At 37.5% G+C, this 25,830-nt stretch carries 24 protein-coding genes; 18 read left to right on the top strand and 6 right to left on the bottom strand.

What is annotated here, in order from left to right; all coding sequences use genetic code 11:
- The first annotated feature begins 21 nt into the window (after positions 1-21).
- The 5 genes from VNN39_RS08605 to VNN39_RS08585 all read left to right on the top strand — a co-directional run bounded on the left by VNN39_RS08605 (position 22) and on the right by VNN39_RS08585 (position 5,984).
- The gene (locus tag VNN39_RS08605; protein WP_338997447.1) at positions 22-639 is read left to right on the top strand and encodes a class I SAM-dependent methyltransferase; all 618 of its coding nucleotides are present in this window, start codon (positions 22-24) and stop codon (positions 637-639) included.
- Positions 640-752: 113 nt separating this feature from the next.
- Entirely contained in the window at positions 753-1,934 is a 1,182-nt protein-coding gene (locus tag VNN39_RS08600) for an AI-2E family transporter (protein WP_270265166.1), read from the top strand.
- Positions 1,934-3,175, top strand: coding sequence for a tetratricopeptide repeat protein (locus tag VNN39_RS08595; RefSeq protein WP_338997444.1), 1,242 nt, complete (start codon positions 1,934-1,936; stop codon positions 3,173-3,175). The genes VNN39_RS08600 and VNN39_RS08595 overlap by 1 nt, the downstream gene beginning before the upstream one ends.
- A gap of 198 nt (positions 3,176-3,373) precedes the next feature.
- Positions 3,374-5,041 carry an acetolactate synthase AlsS gene (gene alsS, locus VNN39_RS08590; protein ID WP_339007047.1) on the top strand — a complete coding sequence of 556 codons (1,668 nt, stop codon included), beginning with the start codon at positions 3,374-3,376 and terminating at the stop codon, positions 5,039-5,041.
- A 142-nt stretch (positions 5,042-5,183) separates the two neighbouring features.
- Positions 5,184-5,984: a PhzF family phenazine biosynthesis protein gene (locus VNN39_RS08585; RefSeq protein ID WP_285006067.1), complete on the top strand. Its 801-nt coding sequence runs from the start codon at positions 5,184-5,186 to the stop codon at positions 5,982-5,984.
- Between the two features lie 60 nt (positions 5,985-6,044).
- On the opposite strand, the gene VNN39_RS08580 is transcribed toward VNN39_RS08585, so the two are convergent.
- Positions 6,045-7,277, bottom strand: a complete 1,233-nt coding sequence (locus tag VNN39_RS08580) for an S-layer homology domain-containing protein (protein ID WP_285006066.1) — start codon at positions 7,275-7,277, stop codon at positions 6,045-6,047.
- A 364-nt stretch (positions 7,278-7,641) separates the two neighbouring features.
- Here VNN39_RS08580 and VNN39_RS08575 point away from each other — a divergent pair, with 364 nt between their 5' ends.
- A complete protein-coding gene (locus tag VNN39_RS08575; protein WP_338997440.1) occupies positions 7,642-8,370 on the top strand; it encodes an alpha/beta hydrolase in 729 nt (242 codons plus the stop codon).
- A gap of 34 nt (positions 8,371-8,404) precedes the next feature.
- On the opposite strand, the gene VNN39_RS08570 is transcribed toward VNN39_RS08575, so the two are convergent.
- Positions 8,405-9,067, bottom strand: a complete 663-nt coding sequence (locus tag VNN39_RS08570; protein ID WP_338997438.1) for a lytic polysaccharide monooxygenase auxiliary activity family 9 protein — start codon at positions 9,065-9,067, stop codon at positions 8,405-8,407.
- Positions 9,068-9,098: 31 nt separating this feature from the next.
- Positions 9,099-10,580 carry a glycosyl hydrolase family 18 protein gene (locus VNN39_RS08565; RefSeq protein WP_338997437.1) on the bottom strand — a complete coding sequence of 494 codons (1,482 nt, stop codon included), beginning with the start codon at positions 10,578-10,580 and terminating at the stop codon, positions 9,099-9,101.
- 283 nt (positions 10,581-10,863) lie between these two features.
- On the opposite strand from VNN39_RS08565, the gene VNN39_RS08560 reads away from it, so the two are divergent.
- Positions 10,864-11,349, top strand: a complete 486-nt coding sequence (locus VNN39_RS08560; protein ID WP_338997436.1) for a TspO/MBR family protein — start codon at positions 10,864-10,866, stop codon at positions 11,347-11,349.
- Between the two features lie 86 nt (positions 11,350-11,435).
- Here VNN39_RS08560 and VNN39_RS08555 read toward each other — a convergent pair whose 3' ends face one another.
- On the bottom strand, positions 11,436-12,260 hold the full coding sequence (locus tag VNN39_RS08555; RefSeq protein WP_338997434.1) for an Rgg/GadR/MutR family transcriptional regulator: 825 nt from the start codon (positions 12,258-12,260) through the stop codon (positions 11,436-11,438).
- Between the two features lie 154 nt (positions 12,261-12,414).
- Between VNN39_RS08555 and VNN39_RS08550 the strand changes: the two genes are divergently transcribed.
- From VNN39_RS08550 to VNN39_RS08530, 5 genes are all read left to right on the top strand, one after another.
- Positions 12,415-12,828 (top strand): ArsC/Spx/MgsR family protein, encoded by a 414-nt coding sequence (locus VNN39_RS08550; RefSeq protein ID WP_338141555.1) that lies wholly within the window; start codon positions 12,415-12,417, stop codon positions 12,826-12,828.
- Positions 12,829-12,894: 66 nt separating this feature from the next.
- A complete protein-coding gene (locus VNN39_RS08545; RefSeq protein ID WP_338997432.1) occupies positions 12,895-13,602 on the top strand; it encodes an EAL domain-containing protein in 708 nt (235 codons plus the stop codon).
- A 12-nt stretch (positions 13,603-13,614) separates the two neighbouring features.
- Positions 13,615-14,760 (top strand): GGDEF domain-containing protein, encoded by a 1,146-nt coding sequence (locus tag VNN39_RS08540; RefSeq protein ID WP_339007045.1) that lies wholly within the window; start codon positions 13,615-13,617, stop codon positions 14,758-14,760.
- Between the two features lie 296 nt (positions 14,761-15,056).
- Entirely contained in the window at positions 15,057-17,024 is a 1,968-nt protein-coding gene (gene nagE / locus VNN39_RS08535; protein WP_338997428.1) for an N-acetylglucosamine-specific PTS transporter subunit IIBC, read from the top strand.
- A gap of 160 nt (positions 17,025-17,184) precedes the next feature.
- Positions 17,185-19,221, top strand: coding sequence for a copper-translocating P-type ATPase (locus VNN39_RS08530; protein ID WP_339007043.1), 2,037 nt, complete (start codon positions 17,185-17,187; stop codon positions 19,219-19,221).
- 22 nt (positions 19,222-19,243) lie between these two features.
- Here the strand turns inward: VNN39_RS08530 and VNN39_RS08525 are convergent, their stop codons facing one another.
- The gene (locus tag VNN39_RS08525; protein ID WP_339007041.1) at positions 19,244-19,693 is read right to left on the bottom strand and encodes a GNAT family N-acetyltransferase; all 450 of its coding nucleotides are present in this window, start codon (positions 19,691-19,693) and stop codon (positions 19,244-19,246) included.
- A 159-nt stretch (positions 19,694-19,852) separates the two neighbouring features.
- On the opposite strand from VNN39_RS08525, the gene VNN39_RS08520 reads away from it, so the two are divergent.
- From VNN39_RS08520 to VNN39_RS08505, 4 genes are read left to right on the top strand one after another with little or no spacing between them, the layout of a single operon-like run.
- On the top strand, positions 19,853-20,179 hold the full coding sequence (locus tag VNN39_RS08520; protein ID WP_338997424.1) for a PadR family transcriptional regulator: 327 nt from the start codon (positions 19,853-19,855) through the stop codon (positions 20,177-20,179).
- The gene (locus VNN39_RS08515) at positions 20,172-20,792 is read left to right on the top strand and encodes an HAAS signaling domain-containing protein (RefSeq protein WP_165711703.1); all 621 of its coding nucleotides are present in this window, start codon (positions 20,172-20,174) and stop codon (positions 20,790-20,792) included. The genes VNN39_RS08520 and VNN39_RS08515 overlap by 8 nt, the downstream gene beginning before the upstream one ends.
- The gene (locus VNN39_RS08510; protein WP_338997421.1) at positions 20,789-21,667 is read left to right on the top strand and encodes a DUF4097 family beta strand repeat-containing protein; all 879 of its coding nucleotides are present in this window, start codon (positions 20,789-20,791) and stop codon (positions 21,665-21,667) included. Before VNN39_RS08515 ends, VNN39_RS08510 begins: the two co-directional genes overlap by 4 nt.
- A 13-nt stretch (positions 21,668-21,680) precedes the next feature.
- Positions 21,681-22,520, top strand: a complete 840-nt coding sequence (locus VNN39_RS08505) for an undecaprenyl-diphosphate phosphatase (RefSeq protein ID WP_017369829.1) — start codon at positions 21,681-21,683, stop codon at positions 22,518-22,520.
- Positions 22,521-22,627: 107 nt separating this feature from the next.
- On the opposite strand, the gene VNN39_RS08500 is transcribed toward VNN39_RS08505, so the two are convergent.
- Positions 22,628-23,266, bottom strand: a complete 639-nt coding sequence (locus tag VNN39_RS08500) for a hypothetical protein (RefSeq protein ID WP_185767503.1) — start codon at positions 23,264-23,266, stop codon at positions 22,628-22,630.
- A gap of 485 nt (positions 23,267-23,751) precedes the next feature.
- Here VNN39_RS08500 and VNN39_RS08495 point away from each other — a divergent pair, with 485 nt between their 5' ends.
- Positions 23,752-24,492, top strand: coding sequence for a glycerophosphodiester phosphodiesterase family protein (locus tag VNN39_RS08495; RefSeq protein WP_017369827.1), 741 nt, complete (start codon positions 23,752-23,754; stop codon positions 24,490-24,492).
- A 14-nt stretch (positions 24,493-24,506) separates the two neighbouring features.
- Positions 24,507-25,784, top strand: a complete 1,278-nt coding sequence (locus tag VNN39_RS08490) for an MFS transporter (protein ID WP_338997417.1) — start codon at positions 24,507-24,509, stop codon at positions 25,782-25,784.
- Positions 25,785-25,830: the final 46 nt, after the last annotated feature.

The following is a 25,830-nucleotide window of genomic DNA, read 5'->3' as shown; positions in this document are numbered from 1 at the left end:
AATCAAACAAAGGACTCAAAAATGCCACAAAAAATCCACAACTACGAAAAAGAATCAGAAAATTTCTATGACAATATCGCCCAACGCTTTGACCATTCCTTCGATGGATTCCTTGCTTCATTTTTCAAAAAGTTTATTGTCAAACATTTAGAAGTGCCCAAAGATGCTAGTATCCTTGATATTGGCTGTGCCAATGGGACACTGCTATCCATGCTTAGCAAGCAGACAAAGATTTTTGGGGCAGGTTTAGACATTTCTTCTGAAATGATCAAGATTGCCAGCCAACGTCATCCGCAGTTTGAGTTTAAGCAAGGCAGCGCGGAAGCTGTTCCATTTTCGAAGGATAACTTCGATATTATCATTTGTTCAGCCAGTTTTCATCACTTCCCTCATCCCGATCGGTTTTTAGATGAAGCTAGTCGTTTGCTAAAACAAGATGGTAGACTGGTGATTGCGGAAATCCATATTCCTGTAGTGACAAAACTTTATAATTGGCGTTTGAACCGCTTTTCAACTGAAGGTGATGTCAAAGTCTATCAACCTAAAGAGCTGGTAAATCTCTTTCAAGAAGAGGGCTGGAAAATTGTGAAACGTAAAATTTTTCTGCAAATTCAATATTATGAACTAAAAAAGCTGTGAACACAGCTTTTTTATATAAATAAAATTATGTAAAAAAGAACCTTGGATGTCAATATTACAGGGATTATGTTATAATTTAAACAGTATTTTACACATTAGAAGGGGAAAATCCTATGGAAAAACAAAATTTTAGAGCCTCTGTTTTTTTCAAATGGTTTGTAAATAATAAAGTCGTGACGGCACTCTTAGTTGTCTTACTTTTATTACTTAATATTCTATTACTCAGCAAAGTCAACTTTATCTTTGCACCAATTGCAGATTTTCTGACCATTGTTTCATTGCCTGTCGTTTTAGCAGCCGTGTTTTATTACCTGCTTAATCCGATTGTTGATTATCTCGAAAAGAAACGTGTGCCACGTATCGCCAGTATTATTGTACTTTTTATTCTAATTGCTGGTTTGTTGGTTTGGGGCTTGGCTTACGCCATTCCTTCTATTTCAAATAGTGTGGCAAGCTTCTCTAAGCACGTGCCTAACTACGTCGAACAAGCACAAGAAGAAGTAAATAAACTCTTGACCAATCGTCACTTTGAGCAATTCCGCCCACAAATGGATGATTTCATGGATTCCCTTGGGAATAATATCGTGGACTGGTCGAAAAACTTTTCAACTGCTGCCTTTAGCTCAATCACTGATGTAATTACGCGTACAGCAAGTGTCTTTATTTCACTGGTTATCTTCCCATTTGTCCTCTTTTATCTTTTACGTGACGGAAAAAACCTGAACGGCTATATTACACATCTTTTACCAGTAAACTGGCGTAAAGATACTTCAAAAATCTTGACTGAGATGAATTCACAACTTGCAAACTATGTACGCGGTCAAGTTATTGTGGCCATTGCAGTTGCTTTGATGCTTGCGATTGGTTTACCAATCATTGGTTTGCGTTATGGGATTACACTAGCTATCTTATCCGGACTCTTTAACTTGATCCCCTTCCTTGGATTCTACTTGGCTATCATTCCGGCTATGATCATCGGTTTAGTGACGGGCGGACCAATCATGTTGCTTAAAGTTTTGATTGTCTATATCATTGAACAAACACTGGAAGGACGCTTTGTTTCACCTTTAGTTTTAGGTAAACAGTTGAGCATTCACCCAATTACGGTTCTCTTTGTGCTCTTAACGGCCGGAAAAGTTTTTGGCTTATGGGGCGTTCTACTGGGAATTCCGTTCTATGCTGCAGCCAAAGTAATTATCACGCATATCTATGATTGGTACCGTGAAATTTCAGAACTTTATCAGCCTGTTGATTTAGGAAATACAAATGAATTTGAAAAAATAGAGGAGAGCTAATGTCTTATTCAGAAGATACCATTGATTTTCTACATAAAGGTGATTTGATTGGGATGCATAATGCTTTGAGCAATGCGCTCAAGCATGATAATGAAGAAATGCTTGCGGATTTGGCAGAATATTTACAAATGATGGGTTTTATCGATGAGAGCCATCAAGTCTATGATAAGATTCTGGGTGACAATCCTGAAAGTACCGACTACTTGATTAATCTGGCAGAGATTGCAGAGGATGATGGACAGATTGATGATGCTTTAAACTATCTCTATCAAATTCCTGCTGGAGACGAAAACTATGTTGCTGCTTTGATTCAAATTGCGGATTTGTACCAGTTTGAAGGCGACTTTGAGACGGCCATTAGCAAGCTGGAAGAAGCACGTGAACTTTCCGATTCTCCCCTGATTACGTTCGCACTTGCGGAAAGTTATTACGAGCAGGGCGCCTATCAGGAAGCTATTCAAAACTACGCCAAGCTTTCTGTACGTGAAATTCTACAGCAAACTAAAATCTCTACTTATCAGCGTATCGGTAAATCCTACGCACATCTAGGGAATTTTGAAAATGCGATTTCCTTTTTAGAAAAGTCTTTAGAGTTTGATAAAACTGCTGATACGATTTACAAGATTGCTTTGCTTTATAGCGAATTGGACAATCAAGCACGGGCGATTAGTTATTTCAAACAGCTAGAAGATTATAATACAGATTTACTAAATTACGAATTAGCCTATGCCCAAACACTGGAAGCAGACCGTCAGTTTGATGAAGCTGCCCGTGTGGCTCAAGATGGTTTATTGAAAAATCCGAATTCGGCTTTACTGTTGCATTTTCTCTCGAAGCTGGCTTATAGTCAGAAAGATCAAGCAGCTGCAGAACGTTACTTGATGGATGCACTAAATGTTGCTGAGCTCCATGACGAAACAGTATTCCTTCTGGCAAACCTTTATTTCAACGAGTCAGACTTTGAAGCTGTGATTCGCTTGGAAGATTTGTTAGAAGAAGAACATCTCTTAGCGCAGTGGTTATTTGCCCAAGCCCATAAAGAGCTGGAAAATGATGCACAAGCAGAAGCGCTCTATACAGAGCTCTTGTCGACTGCCTTGACTGATAATCCAGATTTCTTGAAGGATTATGTTGATTTCCTTTTGCAAATCGGACAAAATGAGAAGGCACAAACTTATATTAAACAATATCTGGAACTCGTGCCAGAAGATGAAGAAATGAGAGGACTGTTGTTCGAGTAATCGAGCAATGGTTTTTTTATTGAAGTAAGATTACGAAGTCTGTAATATTTCATAGGAGAAGATGTAAGCGTTTTAGGTGCGGATATCTTCTGAAAGCAGACTATATATACATTCTTCAAGCTCGATTTTTGTAAATTAAAATGTTTTCTGCTAAAATTGATTGTGAAGATTGTGAATCTTAATTGAAATGGAGAAGAAATGACTGATAAAAAATTCGGCTCAGACTTAGTTGTAGATAGTTTAATTAACCATAATGTAAAATATGTTTTTGGTATCCCTGGTGCCAAAATTGACCGTGTATTCGACCGCTTGGAGCATGATCCAAAAGCGCCAGAATTAATCATTACTCACCATGAGCAAGGTGCTGCTTTTATGGCCCAAGCTGTGGGACGTATCACCGGTAAACCTGGTGTTGTTTTGGTTACTTCTGGACCCGGTGTATCAAACTTGGCAACGCCACTTTTGACAGCAACATCTGAAGGAGATGCGATCCTTGCTATTGGTGGACAAGTAAAACGCGCGGACCGTTTGAAACGTGCACATCAATCTATGGATAATGCTCAAATGATGGCGCCAGCTTCAAAATATTCGCAAGAAATCTTGGACCCATCAACAATTTCGGAAACAGTAGCCAATGCTTATCGTATCGCTAAAGGCGGTCGTGCAGGTTCAAGTTTCTTATCTATTCCACAAGACGTGACAGATTCAGAAGTTTCAGTGAACGCCATCAAACCTTTGTCAGATCCTAAGATGGGTAATGCCTCAATTGATGACATTAACTATTTGGCGCAAGCGATTAAAAATGCTGTATTGCCTGTTATCCTTGTTGGTGCTGGCGGTTCAGATGAAAAAGTAGCTAAAGCTTTGCGTAACTTACTTTCACACGTCTCTATTCCGGTCGTTGAAACTTTCCAAGGTGCAGGTGTGATTTCGCGTGACCTTGAACATACATTCTTCGGTCGTATCGGTCTTTTCCGTAACCAACCGGGAGATATGTTGCTCAAACGTTCAGACTTAGTCATCGCTGTTGGTTATGACCCAATCGAGTATGAAGCACGCAACTGGAATGCTGAAATTGATAGCCGTATCGTTGTTATTGACAACGCTATTGCTGAGATTGATACCTATTACCAACCAGAACGTGAATTGATTGGTGATATCGCTCAAACATTGGAAAATCTTTTGCCAGCAGTCCGTGGTTACAATTTGCCAGAAGGTTCAGTTGAATACCTTAAAGGTCTGCGTGATGTGATTAACCAACACGAATTTGATGTTGAAGCAGCTGAAGAAGGACGTTTGCACCCACTCGACTTGGTAAGTACTTTCCAAGAAGTCGTTAAAGATGATGAAACTGTGACTGTTGACGTTGGCTCACTCTATATCTGGATGGCACGTTACTTCCGTTCTTATGAACCACGTCACTTGCTCTTCTCAAATGGTATGCAAACACTTGGTGTAGCTTTGCCTTGGGGAATTACAGCCGGCTTGCTCCGCCCAGGACACAAAGTTTATTCTCACTCTGGTGATGGAGGTTTCCTCTTCACCGGTCAAGAACTTGAAGTTGCCGTTCGCCTTAACTTACCATTGATCCACATTATCTGGAACGATGGTCACTATGACATGGTTAAATTCCAAGAAGAGAAAAAATACGGCCGTGCAGCAGGTGTAAACTTCGGCAGTGTCGATTACGTGAAATACGCTGAAGCTATGGGTGCCAAAGGCTATCGTGTCCACAGCGCAGAAGAACTCAAAGAACTCTTGGAATCAATCCCTGATAGCACAGGACCAATCGTTATTGATGTTCCTATCGATTACTCAGACAATATTAAATTAGCGGATACGCTTTTGCCTGAGGAGTTTTATTGATAACTTGAATAAAGAATAAAAATAAGAAAAAAACTTGATAATACTGACATTATCAAGTTTTTTTCTTCCTTATAGTTCTCTATTGTAAATTATAGTATATAATAAAGGTACATATTAAAACGAGTACGATAAGGAGTAATTCATGCACTACGACATCATCAACGCTTTCACCGGCAAGGAGAGTTTAGGAAATCCTGCGGCAGTCTGTATCTTAACCCAACAACTTCCAAAAGATCAGCTCCAACAGATTGCTTCTGAAATTGCCTTGCCTGAAACCTCCTTTATCTATAAAAATGTAGAAAATGAATGGGAAATCCAGTGGTTCAGCCCTAAAAGGGAAGTTTTATTGTGTGGACATGGTATGATTGCGGCCGCATTTGTCATCAAGCAGAAGTTAGAAAACGAGTGCGAAATTTTGAGCTTTAAATCCAAATCTGGGAAATTAACTGTCGCCATGCATAATGATCAATTTATCTTAAACTTTCCACGTCAACAGCTTTTTCCAAAGGAAATCACTGAAGAAATGAAAGCAGCTTTCTCAGGAAGAACCATTCAAGAAGCTTACACTACCCAAGAAAAAGATCACCTTATACTTGTGTTGGATTCAGAATCAGCAGTAAAGGATGCAAAACCACAGATTGCTATCATTAAATCATTAGCTTCTCATGCGGTCACAATCACAGCAAAAGGAGCAGATGTTGATTTTGTATCGAGATATTTTGCACCTCATGGTGGTGTAGATGAGGACCCAGTGACAGGCTCGTCACATACACGCTTGGCACCATTATGGGGAGAGAAGCTAGAGAAAACAAAACTCATCGCTAGACAACTCTCTAATCGTGGTGGGGTGATTGCTTGCGAAATTGAGGGGGAAAGAGTTAAAATCTCTGGTCAGGCCGTTCTTGAAAAAGAAAATATCGTCATCTACAACTATGATATGTAAGAATAGAAAAAAGTGCTTGGAACAACTACCCAGCACTTTTTAGTATAATTTTCTTGAATTTTAAGGGCGAATAAATTTAACACCGGCTGTTGAACAGTCACGCTCAGTGCCCCATCCACCGTTATAGTTTCCTTCACTTACTCTCATTTTAGAGCCGGAAACCGAAATAACAACTGCGACGTGGCCAAGATCTCCTGCACCTTGATTTCCTGGAGGAAAGACAGCAATTGTTCCGACAGCAGGCTTGCTGTTAGCGTATGTGTCCCAGTCTTTTGCATTGCCGACATAGAGAGGAATATTTCCGTTGAAATAGTCCCAAACATAAGCTGTACATTGGCCTGCAGGATAGGGATTTTGTTTATTTGTTTTAGAAGTGACATTATAGAAACGTTGGAGGAAAGCTGCCATTTCACCACGTGTGACATATGCATCAGGTCTAAAGGTTGTTGGTGTATAACCGGTAGTGATACCTTTGGAACTCAACCAGCCAATGTCATTGGCAAACATATGATTTTTAGCATCTACGAACTTTGTGTTATATTTTCCTGAGGTAGGAGCATTTCCTGAAACTTTTGCCATTCTATGGAGAAAGGCAGCCATTTGCCCTCGCGTCACGTTACCGTTCGGATTGTAGTGGGGCGCAGTTCCGTTGGATACAGTTGTCGCTGTCAGCCAGAGAATCTGGTTTTTATACTGGTTGACATCTGTATAGACATTGAATGGCGCTTTATAACTTGGAGTTCCCGCGAGACGATGAAGAAAGACAGCCATTTCACCACGTGTCACGTAACCATCTGGATTATATGTCGTTGGTGTATAACCTGTGGTAATTCCTCGACTATAGATCCAGCTAATGTAATTTTTATATAAAGATTGTGAAATGTCTTTAAAAGGATTGCCTGAATGCTTGATAGGTAATTTTTCTAAGCTTACCGGCACCTTTGGTAGTGTACCACTATTAAGAGGTTGCTGATAAGTTACAGCACTTCGAGCTTGTACCACAGGACGCTCGGTCGTACTTGCTACTTCCGCCGTTTCAGCACTTGTATCTTGTTCCTTTATCGTTACTTCAGTACTTGAGCTTGAGCTGCTTTTATCTATCACACTACTTTCAGTGCTTTTGTTTTCAGTTGAAGTTTCAGAAGTAGAAGTGCTACTTTCCTCGATGCTTGAAACTATTGGCTCATTTTTTTCCTTGTTTACGGCTGTGAGTTCACTCGCACTTACCATTATTCCTTGCGTCGACGACAGAAAAACTGCGCTCAGCATTAAAACCTTTTGATATTTTTTCACTATAAAATATCTCCTCCTTATTTACCATGTCTCTTATAATCATTATTTGTTTGCTTTTTTAGCATATTATAATCATAACATATGGTTTAGTTTTTTTTAAGGAATTTTGAATTAAAATAAATATTGTAAGCAGAATTAAAGCATTCTCTTCATAAGAATGATAGAATAAGAATGGAATTGATGGTAAAGTAAATAAACAGAAATCGAGAGTCATGAGGCATCTGCCTTCACTTACAATAATGGCTTTCGATAAACTATATATTTTAATTTATTTTTTCCTCAATGCAATTTTAAATAATGTTTAGAAGTCCTTTCTTTGAGGGCTTTTAGTTTGAATAAAAATATTATAAAAAGGAAAGACTCAATGCAAAAACTCAAAAAAATAGTTCTATGGGTTGTAAGTATTTTACTCGTCCTTCTGGCCGCAGGATTTATCTACATCAAGTCCAGTACCTATCATCCAACTCCTCAAGCGTCAAACATTGCAAGCCAAGCCGAAAAGGCAGATAATGCTTTGGTCTTTAAAGGCAATCCAGATAAACCCAGTATCATCTTTTATCAAGGCGCATTGGTGGACAATGCAAGTTATAGTATTTGGGCCAGTAAAGTAGCAGAAGTTGGATATTCTGTTTACCTTCTCAAAGAGCCTCTGAATCTTGCCATTTTTAATCCCAATCTGGCTGAGAAAGTAATCAAGGATGAACATCTCTCCCAATATATCGTTGGCGGTCATTCTCTAGGTGGAGTTATGGCCAGTCGCTTTGCAGCAGGTCATCAAGATAATTCAGCTTTAGAAGGTGTCTTTTTCCTTGCAAGTCATCCTGATCAAAAAGGAAGCTTGAAAGATTTCAAGGGGAAAGTTTTATCTATCGTAGGCACGAAAGATGGCGTGCTTAACCAGTCTTCATATGATAAGGCCAAAACCTATCTGCCACAACAAACGATAAATGTAGAATTGGAGGGCGGTAATCATGCCGGTTTTGGTAGCTATGGTGCCCAGAAAGGCGACAACCAAGCAGATATCTCAAATGAAAAACAACAAGAAGAAATTGCGGCAGAACTCATCAAGTGGCTCAAAACTTCCGAAAAGTAAAAAGAACTCTTTGATAAGAGTTCTTTTCTTTTGTTTATTCAACCGCAGCAAATGGTCCGAAGAGCATATTATTATTTTGGACATTGACATCGATAACATTGTAGAAAGCATTTGGTGTATCAGCAACATCCCAAACAGCGAGGATAATATGGTAACCTGAGCGATTACTTGGGACAGTGATAGAGTGTGTCAAGTTGTTAGAAGCAGTAGAGCCATCATGATTGACAGTACCAATGAGCTCTAACTCTGAACGTTTGAGTGGCGCATTTTGATCCCAACCTGTTTTGGTCATGTAATAGTGCCATTTGGTTGTTTTATGTGGTGCTGTATATTTCCACGTGAACTGATTTACACCAGTGTTTATTGTTGTTTTTTTCCAACGGTCGCTTGTTTGATTATCAAGGACAAAGTCAGCGATTTGTCCTAGACCACCATTAGCTGAAGCGATGCGTCCATCTACAGGTCCGCTTTCAGGGAAACCTTTGGGAGCTTCAAGTGATTGAGGATTTGTGATGACATTTCCATAGAGATTAAAAGCTGTTGTCCAGCCATATTTTTCATAATCAAGCTTACCTTGATAACCACGTGCTGGAGGACTCTCAACGTAACCGTGAGCTAAGACCGTTTTAGTATTGAAAGCCAATGAAGCACCCAATACTCCTAAAGTGATTAAAAACCCAATAAACATTTTTTTCATAACTTTGCTCCTTTCTGCTTGTTAAAGCATATCATATTTCTTTCCAAGGTCCGTAAGGGCCTGACAAGTCAGGTTGGTCACCCTTGGTCCACCATTTTGCTTCATATTCTTTTCCATTGTAGTAGACGCGGTCACCCGTCCAATATTCTTTATCCTTGCTCCATGTATTTTCAGGAGTTACTGTGCCACCTGTAGTGCTAAAAGTCGTGCTTGCACTGTCAGAACGAATGCCAGCATTATTGATTGCGACAACTTCAACGGTATAAGTTGTTGCGGCTTTAAGACCGGAGATAGCTTGTAATCCATCTTTACTTGTATAAGTTTTTCCCCCAACTTTAATCTCGTAGTTGGCTATCCCAGATGCATCTGTTGATTTTGCTTGAATTGTAGCACTGGTTTCTGTAAGATCAGAAACTGTGATTATTGGAAGTGTTGGTTTTGTTTCATTTCCGCCCCCAGTGTCTCCAAAAAGCATCGGTGCATAGGTGTTGACGAAGGAATTGTTGTAATTTAAGCCTGTCGCGCTCTTACCTGCATCCCAATTGATGGACCAGGTCATTAAGCCTTTGATTTCATTTCCAGAAGCTTTTAGGCGTTTTAAGGCATTTTCGACATCTTTAGGATTTTTAACGTAACCTGTTGCTGCCGCATCCTCATTTGCAGGCAAGCCAATCACAAACTTGTCTGCCGGAATTTTGATGAAATTATCGGTTCCTGTGACAAGGCGATGTGTCAAACCATAGAGGAAAGCTTCTTTTTGCTCGTCGTTAGATTGGGAAATCCACATGTTTAAGTCAGAATCCCAAAAACCATCACCGCCTTGATTGTAATACTGAGGATTAATATAATCGTAATCACCTTCTAAACCATTGATATAAGGCGCATACTTCGCTGTAGTTGTAAGATAAGGAAATTCTGGGGCCATCGTAATCATAAAGTTCTTACCTTGTTGACGATAATGAGCTTTGACTTTCCGTAAAGCTGATGGGATGACAGTATTATTGTCAGCTGCATCAATGGCAGATTGCTCTAAATCAATATCCAAGCCGTCAAAGCCATAAGTATCTACAAGACGGATAACCTCATTCACAAAGTCATCCTCTTGCGCTTTAGTAAGTGCGATATGAGCGTCTGCACCTCCTAATGCAATTAATACAGATTTGCCTTCTGCGTTGAGTTTTGCAACCTCAGCTCTGAATTCAGCATCGGTCTTATTATAAGGTTTAAATGTGGGAAGAGAACTTCCTTGAGGTGTTTTCATGAAAGATACGTTAATAACATTGTATCCGTCTTGTGTCTGTGAAAGATCAAAATCAGCAGAGGTTCCGTATTTATAACCATCTTTACCTGTTGATTCCCAATTGTGCCAATAACCGACTAAAACCTTATCGGTGGGATTGACCATTTCATCGGCAACATCTGCTTGAGCATGCGCGCCTATAAAACCAAGTGTAGCCAAGGCTAATGTCGCTATAGCTATTTTTAAGTGACGTGTGTTTCCATTTTTGATCATAGTTCCTCCTGTTGGTGGTAAGACTATGTCCGGACTAATCATGTAAGCGCTATAATTATTATAACAATTTTTAATTTTCGATTCAATTAAAAAGGGAATTTTAAAAAATAAAAATAGGGTAAAGTCAAAGTAAAATCTTTATCAAAGAGTATAGACAAAGCTTTCTAAGCAACCCAACATGCGTAAAATTTACAATCGAATAACTGCCTTTAAAATAGGGGATATGTTAAAATTAAGAAAATACTAAAGAAAACGGATAACTTAGAAAAAGAGGAGGAGCATTATGAAACATTCAAGTAAACGAAAACCTATATTACTCGTTGTGCTGTTTATCATCGTGGTAGAAGCAATTGGGAGTTTATCAGGAGTATTAGCCGGTGATATCAAATCGATTTATAACAGCTTACAACTTCCGCCATTGGCGCCACCAGATTATCTGTTTGGTGTTGTTTGGCCGATACTCTATGCTTTGATTGCTGTAGCAGGTTTTATAGTTTTTCAAAATTTAAGATTAAGAAAGAGTGAAGCTCAGACCGCTCTCTTGCTTTATGTCATCCAGTTATTCCTCAACTTTATCTGGAGCATCATCTTTTTCAAGGGTTATTTCTGGTTTGGGGTACTCGTTATCCTTGTACTCGATATTGTAGTGTATCTCTGTATTAAGAAATTCTTCAAAATCAACCAATGGTCAGCAATCCTACTCTTGCCATACTTTGTCTGGATACTCTTTGCGACTTATTTGAGCTTGGCTGTCGCTGTTTTGAATTAGATAGCGATAAAATAAAAAAAGAAACGGGATTTGATACTCGTTTCTTTTTATTTGAAATTCATATACAGAGTAGAAAATTCTATTCTTCACAGGTCAACTAACATTTTAAATCTTTCTTGGTGAAATTGAGCGACCTCAGGTTGAGCAGCAAGCAACAGTATTTCCATAGCTTTTTTTATCTGTTCTTTTCCTTCAAGTTTATTTTCAAAATTATATACCCACAACCCTTTTACCGCCTTAAATAAATTTCTTAAGAGCATTGATTGAGCTAGATTGAGCTCTTCAACTCTTTTTATAAAATAGTAAGCTTCGTCTTTAAGTCCGTAATTTGAAAGGACAGTGATAACTTCTAGTATCACGTGAGACAGATGACGGTAATAAATTTCAGAATTAGACATCCCTTTTCCATATTGTTTTAACCTCTTCATAATGTTTAAAATATCTTGAGGGGCCAGTTGGTGCATGATGATGTAAAAAATAGAAAGTTCTTTTATACCAAATGCTTTGGTTTCGTATAAGAAATTGACGATTTCATTTTTTTCTTCTAAAGTTCCCTTTTTCAGTAGGAATTTTATGGTTAGGCAAAGATTTCTTTGCTTTGTTTGTTTACAAGTCATGTAAAGGTCTTTCAATTTTGGGGAATCATTGAATAGGATTGCTCTTTCTAATTCTTGCAATATATATATGGGATCAGTAGGAGAGTAGAAATTTAAATGGCTATCAAAATCAGATAAACTACAGCCCATGAGTTGTAAGGCTAAATCAATTTTTTCCAAACTAATCATGGTCAAACCACGTTCGAAATCAGACAAGGTCGAACTTGCTAAACCTACTTCGGAAAAATCAGCTAAAGTAAATTTATTTTGTTTTCTCATATTTTTAAAAGTTATTCCATATTTTTGATAGACCATATAAATTACTCCTACTAAAATTTAATATCAAACTTTATTATAATATAAAATCAGAAAATATATATTTATTAATCCGAAATACCGGATATAAAAAATTTGGACGTCATTTATCGTTATAATCTATTAGTGATTTAAATCACTTCTAACAAAACAAATAGAACAAAAGTTCTTACAGATAAAATTAGAGGATAAAGATATCATACAAGTATATTATAAAAGGGGCTGTAATTCTTCTCGCCAAACACTCAAGTGGTTTAAAGATCACAGCATAACAATAAGCAAAGCTCCTATTGCCAAAATTTCTAAAGAAGATATAGTAAAGACATTATCAATGACAGATAAAGGTTTGGAAGATATTGTTAAACACCCAACGCGAAGTAAATCTGAGACAAGAAAAGGTATACTTCATTTATATGAATTGTCATTTAATGAAGGACTTGAGTATTTAAAACATAATACAAACCTCCTTCAAACACCGATTGTTTTAGATGATAACGAGCTCTTAGTGGGATATAACAGTGAAGAAATCAGAAAATATCTTCCCCAAAAATACAGAAGGTATCATTAAGAAAAGTGTCAGTAAACCTGAGTATATAGCAGTCACTTTAAGATAAAATTGGAATAATAAAAGAAAATGACAAACAATAAGGCAAGAAAAAGTATCAATAACTTATGCTTTTTTAGACAAAAAATATGTAATATGAATGATTCGCTCCAAGAAGAATACGAGCTGCTATTGAGGGAAGATGTTTCAGGGAAATATGTGTTTCCAGAACAACTCTTTGATGAATTAATGTCAGATCGAGAATTACATAAGCTCTATATAGAAAAAATCAATAAAATTTTGAATGATTTATTGAAAAAAGAGAAGACAATATACTCTTTAAATATTGACTATCAAGAATTGTATTATTCTGAAACGATTGCGTTTCTTGAGAGTTTTAATTATAAAGAAAAGCTGAAAATAGAGCTGACAGAACGGATTCCTCTTTATAGAAATAACCACTATTCAGAAATTGTTCCACGTGAGATAATAAGATCAATCAAGCAGATGGGTTATGATATTGCCTTAGATGATTTTTTATTAGGCGTTAATTCATTTAGGAGCTTAATTGACTTGCATCCCTATATATCACGCATAAAATTATCAACCTTGGAGTTTAAAAATATTCTTGAATCAGAACAACTCTCCAACTATTTATTAGCAATAGAGTCGATTATCACATCATTTGATAAAGAAATAGTTATTGAAGGCGTGGAAGAAGAAGCGCTTCTGAAAACTTTTCCTCAAGAGTGGAAACAGCAAAGTTACTATTACAGTATTCCACATCAGTTTTATTGAGAGGACGAGTTTATGATTTATGTCAATGATATTCAAGATATATTTGGGAGTAATTTTATTGTAAAGATGTTTTTAATTCCTGGCATTTTAGGAATGATTTATATTTTTAAATATTTAATTCGCCACTATAAATTAAATAAGAATAGTTTTTTTACCTATATTTTATATTCCACGAATTTCACATCTCTAATTATTGTTTTAAAATTATTATTTACCCAAATCGATAAAAATTTACCAGAAGGCGGACTATTAAGTGATACTTCATTAATTTTTGTTGTTGTGGCTATCGATTACTTTGTTGTATCCTACTATAAATACGTAGAATATGCAGTCATACCGTTATTTTTACTCTTTTATGCCTTGTATACTTACACTTATGGATTTGACATACGCTCAACTGTGCTTGTCTTATTGGCACTCTTTTTATTTTGGACGAGTTTATACATCATTTCCAAGTACCGATTGCTTGTAACAAAAAAACGTTATTTCTATTTATTCGCGAGCTTTCCTATCACTCTATCTGTCATGCTCATATCTAGTTCCAGATTTCAATTTAGTTTAGGATATTCTGTAGGTATATTTTTAAAAATATGCATTATGCTATTTATTGCTGAAAAAGTATTAGCGATTTTAAAATTGATCGTTCAAGAATATTCTGAATTGAGAAAGTACTCCTACATGGATACTCTTACGAATACTTATAATAGGAGAAAATTTGAGGAAACTTTACAAGAAATCATTGAAAGTCAGTATATGTCAGTTTTTACTGTCGTCCTTTTTGATGTGGACGCCTTTAAGCATATAAATGATACTTATGGTCATGCTGCTGGTGACTATACCTTAAAAGAGATTTGTGAGCTTGTTAGAATTAAGTTAAAAAACGAAAACACATCTGGTCAGTTATTCCGTTATGGAGGGGATGAGTTTTTCATCATATTTAGAAATAATCGAGAAGAAGAAGTCAAGGAGATTATAGGAGGTATTGTTGATATGGTCTCAACTTATGATTTCAAATATGAAAAAAATAGCTTTAAGGCTTCAATATCGGTAGGAGCAGTTGAAGTAGTTGGCGCACAAGAGCAGCAAGAAATTATCAATGATGTTGATAAGAAACTTTATATTGCAAAGTCTAAAGGTAAAAATCAGGTTGTATATTGACAAGTAATACATCCTCTACACCTATACTCCCCAAATTTACCAAGAAGATGTTAAAATAATATTGTACAAATAATTTTACTCATATTAAGTGAAAAATATCATAAATTTTAACTGGTTGAAGATTTAACGAAACAAGGCGATTGTGTAAGCATTGGCAATGGCCTTTTTATATGTCAACCAAAGTTAAATCTTACTTTTTGTGAAATAAGAAGTATTGATATTGGTGCTTAAAAGTAGAGGTTTGTGTACGTGCCATTTTTGGTAAATTATTTAATTTTTCTATTCTTGGAGGATTTATGAAAGAATACATGCAGAAGATGGGCCGATCGCTCATGCTCCCGGTTGCGACTTTACCAGTTGCAGCTTTATTTACGGGGATTGGATATTGGATTGATCCTACAGGTTGGGGCGCCAATAATGTATTGGCAGCCTTTATGATTCAAGCCGGGCAAACAATTCTGAATAACTTAGGATTACTCTTTGCTGTTGGACTGGCCTTTGGAATGTCCAAGGACAAAGATGGCTCCGCAGCACTGGCTGGCGTAGTATCATTCCTTGTCCCAATGACTTTACTCAATCCCGACTCTGTGGCACTCTTGCAAAGAATTGATGTTGAAAGAGTAAACACTGCATTCACTAAGATTAACAATGGGAATGTTTTTATAGGGATTTTAGCTGGTCTAATCGCAGCAGCAGTCTATAATAAGTTCAGCAACACAAAACTGCCAATGGCCTTGTCTTTCTTTAGTGGCCGGCGTTTAGTGCCAATACTTACTGCGGTTATCATGGCCGCACTTTCAGCTGTTTTACTTTTCCTTTGGCCTGCCGTTTTCGGAGGATTAACAACTTTTGGTAAAGCTATCGTTAATCTTGGACCTTTAGGAGCTGGGATTTACGGTTTCTCGAACCGCTTGTTAATCCCAACAGGAATGCATCACGCACTCAATAACGTTTTCTGGTTTGATGCTGCGGGTATTAATGATATCGGGAATTTCTGGAAAAACATCGGAACTCAAGGGATTACGGGCCGTTATCAAGCAGGATTCTTCCCTATCATGATGTTTGGCTTGCCTGCAGGTGCATATGCTATTTATCGCAATGCACGTCCCGAAAAGAAAAAAGCTACGGCTTCACTCATGCTTGCTGCCGGTTTTGCTTCATTTTTTACTGGCGTAACTGAGCCTTTGGAATTCTCATTCATGTTTGTTGCTTGGCCACTTTATGTGGTGCATGCGGCATTAACAGGAATTTCGATGTTTATTGCTGCGCTATTCCATTGGACCGCAGGTTTTAATTTCTCTGCTGGTCTCATCGACTTCATCTTGAGCTTACGCGTACCTATTGCGAATCAACCTTATATGCTTCTCGTTCTCGGGCTGGTTATGGCGGTCGTTTATTACTTTACTTTTGACTTTGTCATTAAGAAATTTAATATGATGACTCCTGGCCGTGAAGAAGGTGGCGAAGGTGAGGAAGATCCGGATTTATCTTCTGCAGATGAAAAATTTGCTTATCTTGCTGGCCGTATTTATCAAGGTCTTGGCAATGATAATCTTAAAACGGTTGATAATTGTACGACACGATTACGTTTGACTGTCGAAAATTCTGACTTAGTAGATCAAGGTGCAATCAAAGCAACTGGTGTACCTGGGGTGCGTGTTTTAGATAAAAAGAATGTCCAAGTCATCGTAGGTACAGAAGTGCAATTTGTAGCGGATGAATTGAAAAAAATTCAACAAACTGGAGAAGTTCCGGACCATATTGTAGCAACATCAGAAGAAGTTGTTCAACCAGATACTGAAGCAATCACGCAAGAACTATTTGCTGCTGCTACAGGTAAAGTTATGCCAATCACGGAAGTTCCGGATCAAGTTTTCTCAGCTCAAATGATGGGAGATGGCTTTGCGATATTACCGACAAAAGAAGAAGTATTTGCACCAATTTCAGGTAAAATAACAAATATTTTCCCAACCAAACATGCAATGGGCATCCAAACAGAATCAGGCTTAGAAGTTCTTTTACATATGGGCTTAGATACGGTTGAGCTTAAGGGTAAGCCGTTTAAGTTAACTGTTTCTGAAGGCCAAGTTCTTAAAAAAGGCGATAAGATTGCTGATATGGATCTGCAAAAAATTAAAGCTGCAGGAAAAGGAACAGAAATTATTGTGGCTTTTACAAATGCGGAGCGTGTAGAAAATATCAATCTTACAAAAACGGGTAATGTCATTGCCAACCTCGTGATTGGTCAAGTTACAAGTAAATAAAGATAGAAGTGGAGTTAGCTCCACTTTTTATTTGGTGCAAAACAGCAGAAGGGAGTTTTCTCTTTCTAATTTTTTAAGTTTTTACTTGACTTTATAAGTTTACAAATGTAAACTATAGATATAGAGTTATTAAAAGAATAGAAAATTTAAGGAGGTTGAGATGGAAGAAGAACATAAAGGGCACATGCATCACGAGATGAACGATATGGCAGAAATGGATCATCATGGCGGACATGATATGATGAACCATGGAGGGCATATGATGCACATGGGTAATATGGGTAAGAAGCTGAAGGTCAGTATTGCGCTCATGGTTCCTTTGCTCGCTATTTCAAGTATTGCTGGCTTTCAGTTGATAAGTTTTCAAGGCGATTCGATTGTCAGACTTATCTTAGGGTCCATTATTTTCTTCTATGGTGGCACACCTTTCTTTAGTGGCGCGCGTGGAGAATTTCAATCTCGGAAACCGGCGATGATGATGCTCATTACGATGGGGATTGTCGTCGCATATGTTTATTCTGTTTATGCTACTGTCTTATTATGGACTGGCGGGGAGGCAATGGACTTTTGGTTTGAGCTCTCGACCTTGATTGTTATCATGCTGGCAGGTCACATTATCGAGATGCGCGCAGTTAGTCGTGCAGGTGATGCTCTAAAAGACCTCGCATCCCTCATTCCTAAAAAAGCTCATCTGAAAGACGGAAAAGATGTGGCCATTTCTGAGCTCCAAGTGGACGATATTCTTCTCGTAAAAGAAAACGAACGTATTCCAGCTGATGGTATTGTGACATCGGAAACAACTCACTTGTCTATTGATGAATCGATGATTACTGGTGAATCCCGTTTGGTCTCGAAAGAAGCAGGAAATACAGTTTACGGTGGTTCTCTAAACCAGAACCTCCCCTTTGAAATGAAAGTAACTTCTCTAGGAAAAGATTCTCTTCTGGCGCAAATTGCGCAATTAGTAGAGAAGGCGCAAAAGCAAAAGTCTGCCAGTGAAAACTTAGCAGATCGTGTAGCAGGTTGGCTTTTCTGGGCGGCATTGATCGTGGGGATTGGTTCCTTTATTATTTGGATGATGACTTCCTCATTGAGCTTTGCACTTATGACTGCTGTTTCTGTCTTTGTCATCGCATGTCCTCACGCCTTAGGATTGGCTGTACCTTTAGTTGTGGCACGCCTAACTAATCTTTCGGCTAAAAATGGTTTGCTGATTCAAAACCGTACATCTCTTGAATCTATTAGTAAAATAAAATATGCCCTTATGGATAAAACGGGGACACTCACAGACGGAAAATTTAGTGTACGTCAAGTAGTTGATTTGGCTAAGGATGATAAGGTAGATATTCTCCAAGTTATGGCCGCATTAGAAAGTGGCTCAACACATCCTATTGCGCTCTCTATTGTCAATGCTGTTGACGATTTGAAGTTAGAAGCAGAAAATCTGGAAAATATTCCTGGTGTAGGCTTAAAAGGTACTGTCCAAGGAAAAAATTACAGTATTGTCTCTTACGCTTATCTCAAAGAAAATGGAATTACGGTTGATGAGGCAGCAGTTCAAAAGGTCTTTGACCAAGGTCTGACTGTTTCCTTCCTCATTTCTGATAAAACACTTTACGGTTTTGTCGCTTTAGGTGATTCACCAAAAGAAGATGCGAAATTCTTTATCGAAGAATTGAAAAAACGTGATATCATACCAGTAATGTTGACCGGAGATAATGAAGCTACCGCAGAAAAAATTGCAAAAAATCTTGGCATTGCGGAATACCGTGCTGAATTAAAACCAGAAGATAAAGCCAATATTGTCCAAGATTACCAAGAAAAAGGTGGTGTTCTCTTTATTGGTGACGGTGTCAATGACTTACCTGCGCTTGCTACAAGTGATCTCGGCATTGCGATTGGAGGCGGAACATCTGTCGCTATCAATACAGCAGATGTTGTCTTGGTCAACTCGCATCCGAGTGATGTCTTAGCACTGATTGAGATAGCTAAACGCTCTAATCGCAAGATGAAACAAAACCTTTGGTTTGGAGCAGGTTATAATATCATTGCTATTCCTATTGCTGCGGGCATTCTTTACCCAACCTTTGGTATCTCTATTGATCCATTGGCTGCTGCAGTATTGATGAGTATCTCAACAGTAGTGGTCTCAATCAATGCGATGGGTCTAAAATATGAAAAACCACAAGAAATCTAAAAAACCCCTATTTAGGGGTTTTTTAGATTTGGTAAGAATACATCCGTAACATCTCGTCTTCATCTTCAGCTTGAACAAAGCCAATAAATTCCCAACCGTAGCGTCCATAAAGATGAGTATGGTCAGTGATAAGATAGAGCCTATGAATCCCTTGTATCTTCATATCATCGCAAGCTTCTTGGAGTAACTTTTCCACAATCCCTTGACGACGGAATTCTTTTTCCACATACAAAGCACAAATATTAGGCGATAAATCTTTACGATTATGAAAATCATTTTCAATAATTCCAAGACCACCAATAATTTCTGATTCATGGATCATCATATACCATTGCGGAATGGTTTCTGAACCTTGGAGGCAAGCCTCCATGCTTTCTTGATAGGCAGAAAGTGGAATTTCCCATTTCTGGTGAAACCAGTTTGCAGCTTGTTCAAGCTTTTCCTTATGTTCGCGGAGTTTTATGATTTGCATGCAGTCCTCACCCTTCAGTTTAACTTTAACTTATTTTAGCATATCTTTTGAAATTATTGCCTCATACTTGTGAATAAATATTTTATATGTTATTATATGTTATATAGTATCATGCTATACAACATATAATATGATATGAAAGAAAAAGAAAGGACGTTTATGGATATCCAAATCCCAACCTTACTTCTAGATGGTACAGTACTTTCTTTGTTAAATAAGAAAGATATGTATGGCTATGCGTTGACAAAAACAGTACAAGCTCAACTTCCGATTAGTGAATCAACCATGTATCCTGTCTTACGTCGTTTAAAAAAACATGAGCTTTTAGAAAATTATGATGAGCCTTATGAAGGTCGCATGAGACGTTATTATCGGATAACAGAGAATGGACACCACGAGCTTCAAAAAATAACTGCTGACTGGCAGCAATTCCGTAATGCCATGGATAAACTTTTAGGAGAAGGAGAAATCGAAAACGATGAATAGTTATTTAGAGGCTGTGCAGGCCCATCTGACCGACCTACCTCAAGAAGAGAGTAGTGACTTAATAGCTTATTATCAAGAATACTTTATTGAGTCAGGTTTGACACTTGAGGATATAACCGCACAGTATGGAACCCCAAAACAATTTGCGACTAAACTCAAACTTAGTTATTTCTTAGACCAAGATGATCACGCGCAAGAAGAACAAGAAAGTATACCCGCTAAATCACGCTTTCAGCTGGTCTGGCTCATTATACTTGGTCTTTTTGCTTCACCGCTTTTGGTACCCTTGGCACTTGCCATTCTTTTACTTATTCTAGCCTTGTTAATGATGCTATTAGCTCTCCTCTTTAGCCTTTACATGCTTGATGTTTCACTCGTGTTTGGTGGATTATTCTCCTTCATTTCTGGACTTGGTGTAATTTTCAGCAGTCCAATGACAACACTTGTCTTTAGCGGACTTGGTCTTTTACTTTTTGGATTGGGAATCCTTATCAGTCCTTTTATTCTTTTTCTCACGAAATGGCTATGCCTCCGTTTTCTTGGAATGATTAAATGGTTAGGACGCAAGTTAACTCAAAGAACTAGACGCGATCAAAAGGGGGAAGCATTGTGAAAAATAAAAAAACGATAATTGCCTCACTGATTATGATTGTCTCTGGCGCCGTACTTTTGGGTATCGGATTAGCCTCAGGGGGTAAAACGAGTCTCGTCTGGAGAGAAGGACGTCCTCAAATCTCTCAGCCTATTTCTACGCAACAGAGTTTTGCTTCTGATGATGTAAAGAATATGATTATCAACAGTAAAGATGCAGACTTAGAAATTATCACTGGGTCAACACTTAAAGTGGAGAGTCACTTGCTTGATCAGAAGCCTGAAATTAACCTTCAAGGTCAAACTTTGAATGTTGAGGCAAGAAAAAGCGCCTTTGACTTCAATTTAGGTCTTAATTTTGGTAAAATGGGTCAGGAAAAAATAATTGTAACAGTACCAGAAAATATGAATTTTGAGAAAATCATTATTGATGGTACATCCGGACAAAAAACTTTGCGAGATTTGAAAGCAGAGAGTCTCAAAATTAATCTTCGAGACGGTGGCCTTTCCTTAGAAAGGGTTAAAGGAAACCAACTCACGATGAATATTAGTGATGCTGCATGGCAATTGCGTGATTTGACTTTGTCGGGACATTTGAAAGTAACTTCTAATGATGGTGCATCTGTTTTAGAGCGTGTGACAGCAGAAAGTATGGATTTTGCTTCAAATGATGGTGCGACAGTTTTTGAAAATCTTCGCCTGAAAGAACACAGCAAGATTATTAAAAAAGACGGTCAATTGAAAATGATAAACAGTCAATTGCCAGGGATAAATGCAGAGGCAGAAGAACTTTATGTAAATCATGTCAAAAAAGAGTTTCCTTATCAGACGGGAAATCAAGAGACAGCTTTGACAGTCAAAGTTACAGATGGCAGTTTCTACCTCATTAATGAATAGGATATAAGAAAAAATGGATTTAAATTTTATTGAACTTTTGAAAATTATTTTTCTCGGCATCGTCGAGGGAATTACAGAATGGCTGCCTGTATCAAGTACAGGGCACATGCTTTTAGTGGATGCCTTCATTCATACCAACATGACACAAGCTTTCAAAGACATGTTCTTTGTAGTCATTCAATTAGGCGCGATTATTGCGGTTATTGTAGAATTTTGGTCACAGATGAATCCTTTTGTTAATGTTGAAGGAAAAGGTGTACGGATCAAACGTTCTGTCTTCAACATGTGGGTTAAGGTTGTCGTAGCCTTTCTTCCATCTGCCGTATTTGGCTTATTTTTGAATGATTTCTTAGAAGAACATTTTGGGACGCCTTTGACAATTGCCATTATGCTGATTGTCTATGGTATCGCCTTTATCGTGATTGAACGTTGGAATAAAACACGTGTACCAAAAATTAACACGATGAAAGAAATTACCTATCAAGCTGCACTGATCATCGGGATGTTCCAAGTCCTCTCAATGATTCCAGGGACATCACGATCAGGCGCAACAATTGTAGGCGCCTTGCTCATTGGAGTCTCACGTGTCGTTGCTGCCGAGTTTACTTTCTTCCTCGCAGTGCCAACCATGCTTGGGGCCTCTGCCTTTAAACTCTTGAAATTCGGACTTCACTTTAGCCTATCAGAAGTGATTGCTCTCATTGTTGGTATGGTTGTCGCTTACGTTGTCTCTATCTTCGTTATTAAATTCTTGATGAGCTACATCAAACGCCGTGACTTCCAAATCTTTGGTTGGTACCGTATTGCACTTGGGATTATTGTTATCCTCTTTATCATTGTCGGAGTAATTTAAAACCCATACAAGAAAAAACCTACTTTACTCAAGGTCTTTGGCCTTAAGCAGAGTAGGTTTTTGTTTCGGTATTTTTTAAAGCGGAGATACAAACAAAAATGCATTTTTTATTTTATTTGAATTTTGGAAATGATTTGAGCAGCTTCACGGTCAAATGAAACAGGAATTTCTAATGTCTGCATGCTGTCTAGTAATTTTTGAGATTCTGACTTGACCCAGACAGGATCCTTAAGGTATCTTTCATCTTGGTAATGATTAGGATCTTTATAAAAATTTATCGAACCGTCATGGTTAGAACTATAGGTAACAATTGTTGTCCCAGCCATTGTATTATCTTTGCTAAAGGATAAAGTGACGGTTTCTTGAGGAATAACTACAGAACCTTTAAAAGGGAATACCTGATGATTTTGTCCATTTTTAGTAACTTCAATAGATACAGGCTGATAATTCCCTTTATAATAATGAACTATCGCTTCGGTTACACGCGCATATTCAATTTGTTCAGCATTGTAACCTGTAAAAGAAGAAGACGTAGTTTGAGCCGTTTCTTCTTTAGGTGCATCTGTGGAAGAAACAGTACTTTCGCTAGTGCTTGATGAACGAGACTCTTCTGAACTTTTTGAAGGTTTCGTGATACTTGAATCTTGACTATTTTCACTTTGAACTTGTTTTTTTGTTGTGTCTGAACATCCGCTCAGCGCAAAAATACTTATTAATGCTGTAGATAAGATTAAAGTCTTTTTCATAATTTCTCCAATATAATTTTAACATCCAATATATGTTTAGTATAACAAATTATAAGCATTTTTAACATTATTATTCTTAGAAGTAGTCCTAAGCATGTTTAGGGCTGCTGTCTGTAAACTCTTGAAAATCAGACTTCCTTTTAATCTATCAGAAGTGATTGGTGTTAACGTTGGAAGAGGGACTTACATTGCACTACTCTTCACAATTAAATACTTTCTGAGCGATATTACGCTGAATTCCCAGTTGCTTTTCCCATTAGAGAGAAGGAAATAAGTTTGTGAATTCACAAATTAAAATTAACGATTGAGTAGACAAAAGTGTGCTATAGTGGTGTTTTTGTCTATTTCTTATCGGGGAGTTTGTGAAAAATATTGTTTTGAAAAGAAAAGAATGATATAATTGAAGCGTTTTCAAAAAGAGTTATGCCTCATTATGAGAGAAAACAGAAGTACTCTGAAAGCAAAAAAAATATTTAGGAGATCCAATGAAACAGAATATATATGCCCATCGCGGTTTACCAAAATTGGCGCCAGAAAATACGATGGCAGGTTTTGAAATGATGCCAGAATTTGGCATTAAGTGGTTTGAAACTGACATCGCAATCACAGAAGATGGGGAGCTCGTTATTTGTCACGATGATCTGCTCGACCGTACTACGAATTTGACAGGTGAAATTTCTTCTTTGCCTTATCGATATATTGAAACAGCTGATGCTGGATCTTGGTTTGGAAAAAAATACGCACAAGAAAAATTGCCGACCATGGATGACCTCGTTTCATTCATCAATCGTACGAAAATGAACGTCAATTTGGAACTGAAGGGCATTTCAGGAGAAAATGGTTTTAAACTCTTAGATATTTTAGTGGCAAAATTTACCAATTATCTAGAGGATATTGATCCTGAAGTGGAAATATTAATCTCTAGTTTTAATCCTATATTGCTGAGCAAAGTTCATGAAAAAGCACCCACTTACAAATATGCACTTTTATTCGAAGATTATACTTTTAATCCTGATTGGCAATTACTTGCTGATTGTTGTGGTGCCTCAGCTATCCATATGGAAGATGATGGACTAACAAAAGAAAAAGTTGAGCAAGTCAAAAAACGTGGGCATGAGTTAAATGTTTGGACAGTTGATAATTCAGAACGAGCACAAGAATTATTTAACTGGGGCGTGGATGGAATCTTTACTAACTGCGCACACACATTTTCCGAAAAAGTTTAAGAAAAGGGGTTCTCATGCAAAAAATACTCAGTAAGCTAGGATTTAGTGATACGAAAACAGCGATCGGATTCTTTTCAGTTGCTACAGCCGGACAAGTGATATACTCGTCCTTTGAAGCCTTTAAAGGAACTTTTTATGATCTTCTGTTGAAAGTATTAGGGTTGACTAATGCTCAACTTGGGATTATTTTCAGTCTTATAGGAATATCGGTTTTTCTCTATATACCTGCAGGTTGGGTTAATAATCGTTTTTCAACAAAGTCAATCCTTGTTACTGGACTTCTTATCCGGTTTTTAACGATTAATTATATCGTTATTTTTAATCCCGCATTTGCTGGACTAAAAGTCATTGCAACCATTTGGGGCATTGTGGACGCTTTTTTCTGGCCAGCAGTTCTTAATGGTGTTGTAATAATGACTAAAGGAAAGAACCAATCCGTTGGTTTTGGCTTGTTAGAATCCTTACGTCGTGCGCAAGAAGTTATTATGAATCTTCTCGTTGTTGGTATGATGGCTCTCATTAGCGGAATAGTTGTTTTCAAAGGGTTTATGTTGTTTTATAATCTTTTGATTATTCCACTTGTTTTTCTCATTATTAAATATGTCCCTAAAAATGGGATTTCTACTGAGGAAACTTCGGAAACAAACAAGTCTGCTGATGCATTAAAAGGTCTTATACACGTTGCTTTGAAACCGCAGGTTTGGTTGGCAGCTATGGCGGCCATGGCCGTTTATTGGAGCTATATTATACTTATTTATACTGTTCCTTATCTTCATGCAGTATTTGGCTTATCTTCCGGTCAAACAGCTTTATTTGGTATTTTTAACACAGGAATTATGGGGATTATTGGAGGTATTACAGCAGGAATTTTAGCAGAAAAACTTTTTAAGTCTTCATCATTAATGATGGCTGTTTCACTCTTTCTTTCGGCTGTCTGTCTTGGTGTAACACTCATTTTACCGCATAATAAATCTGCTGTTTTTGTATCTATTGCAGTGCTCTTCCTTTTTTCATTTTTTATCTTTTTGTCAAAAGGGATCATATTGGCTCCTGTTGCAGAAGTCCCGATTAATGAGAAATATTCTGGTTCAGCAATGAGCATCGGTTCTTTCTTAGCATACGCTCCAGTTTTTTGGGCCTATTCAATGAATGGAACAATTATTGATAAACACGTCAATAATCCCTTAGAAGCTTATCGAATCATTTTCTTGATTGGAGTTGTTGTTGCGCTATTTGGTGCTGTTTGCGCATTAGTGATGAGCTTTCTTAAAAAGAAAACAGCTATCCAATAGCTGTTCAAAAGAGAGAAAATAGAATGACCTAGTGACATATAATTTA

Source organism: Lactococcus formosensis, assembly GCF_037892375.1.
Taxonomy (GTDB): Bacteria; Bacillota; Bacilli; order Lactobacillales; family Streptococcaceae; genus Lactococcus; species Lactococcus formosensis.
This window is presented reverse-complemented; position numbering and strand designations above follow the sequence as displayed.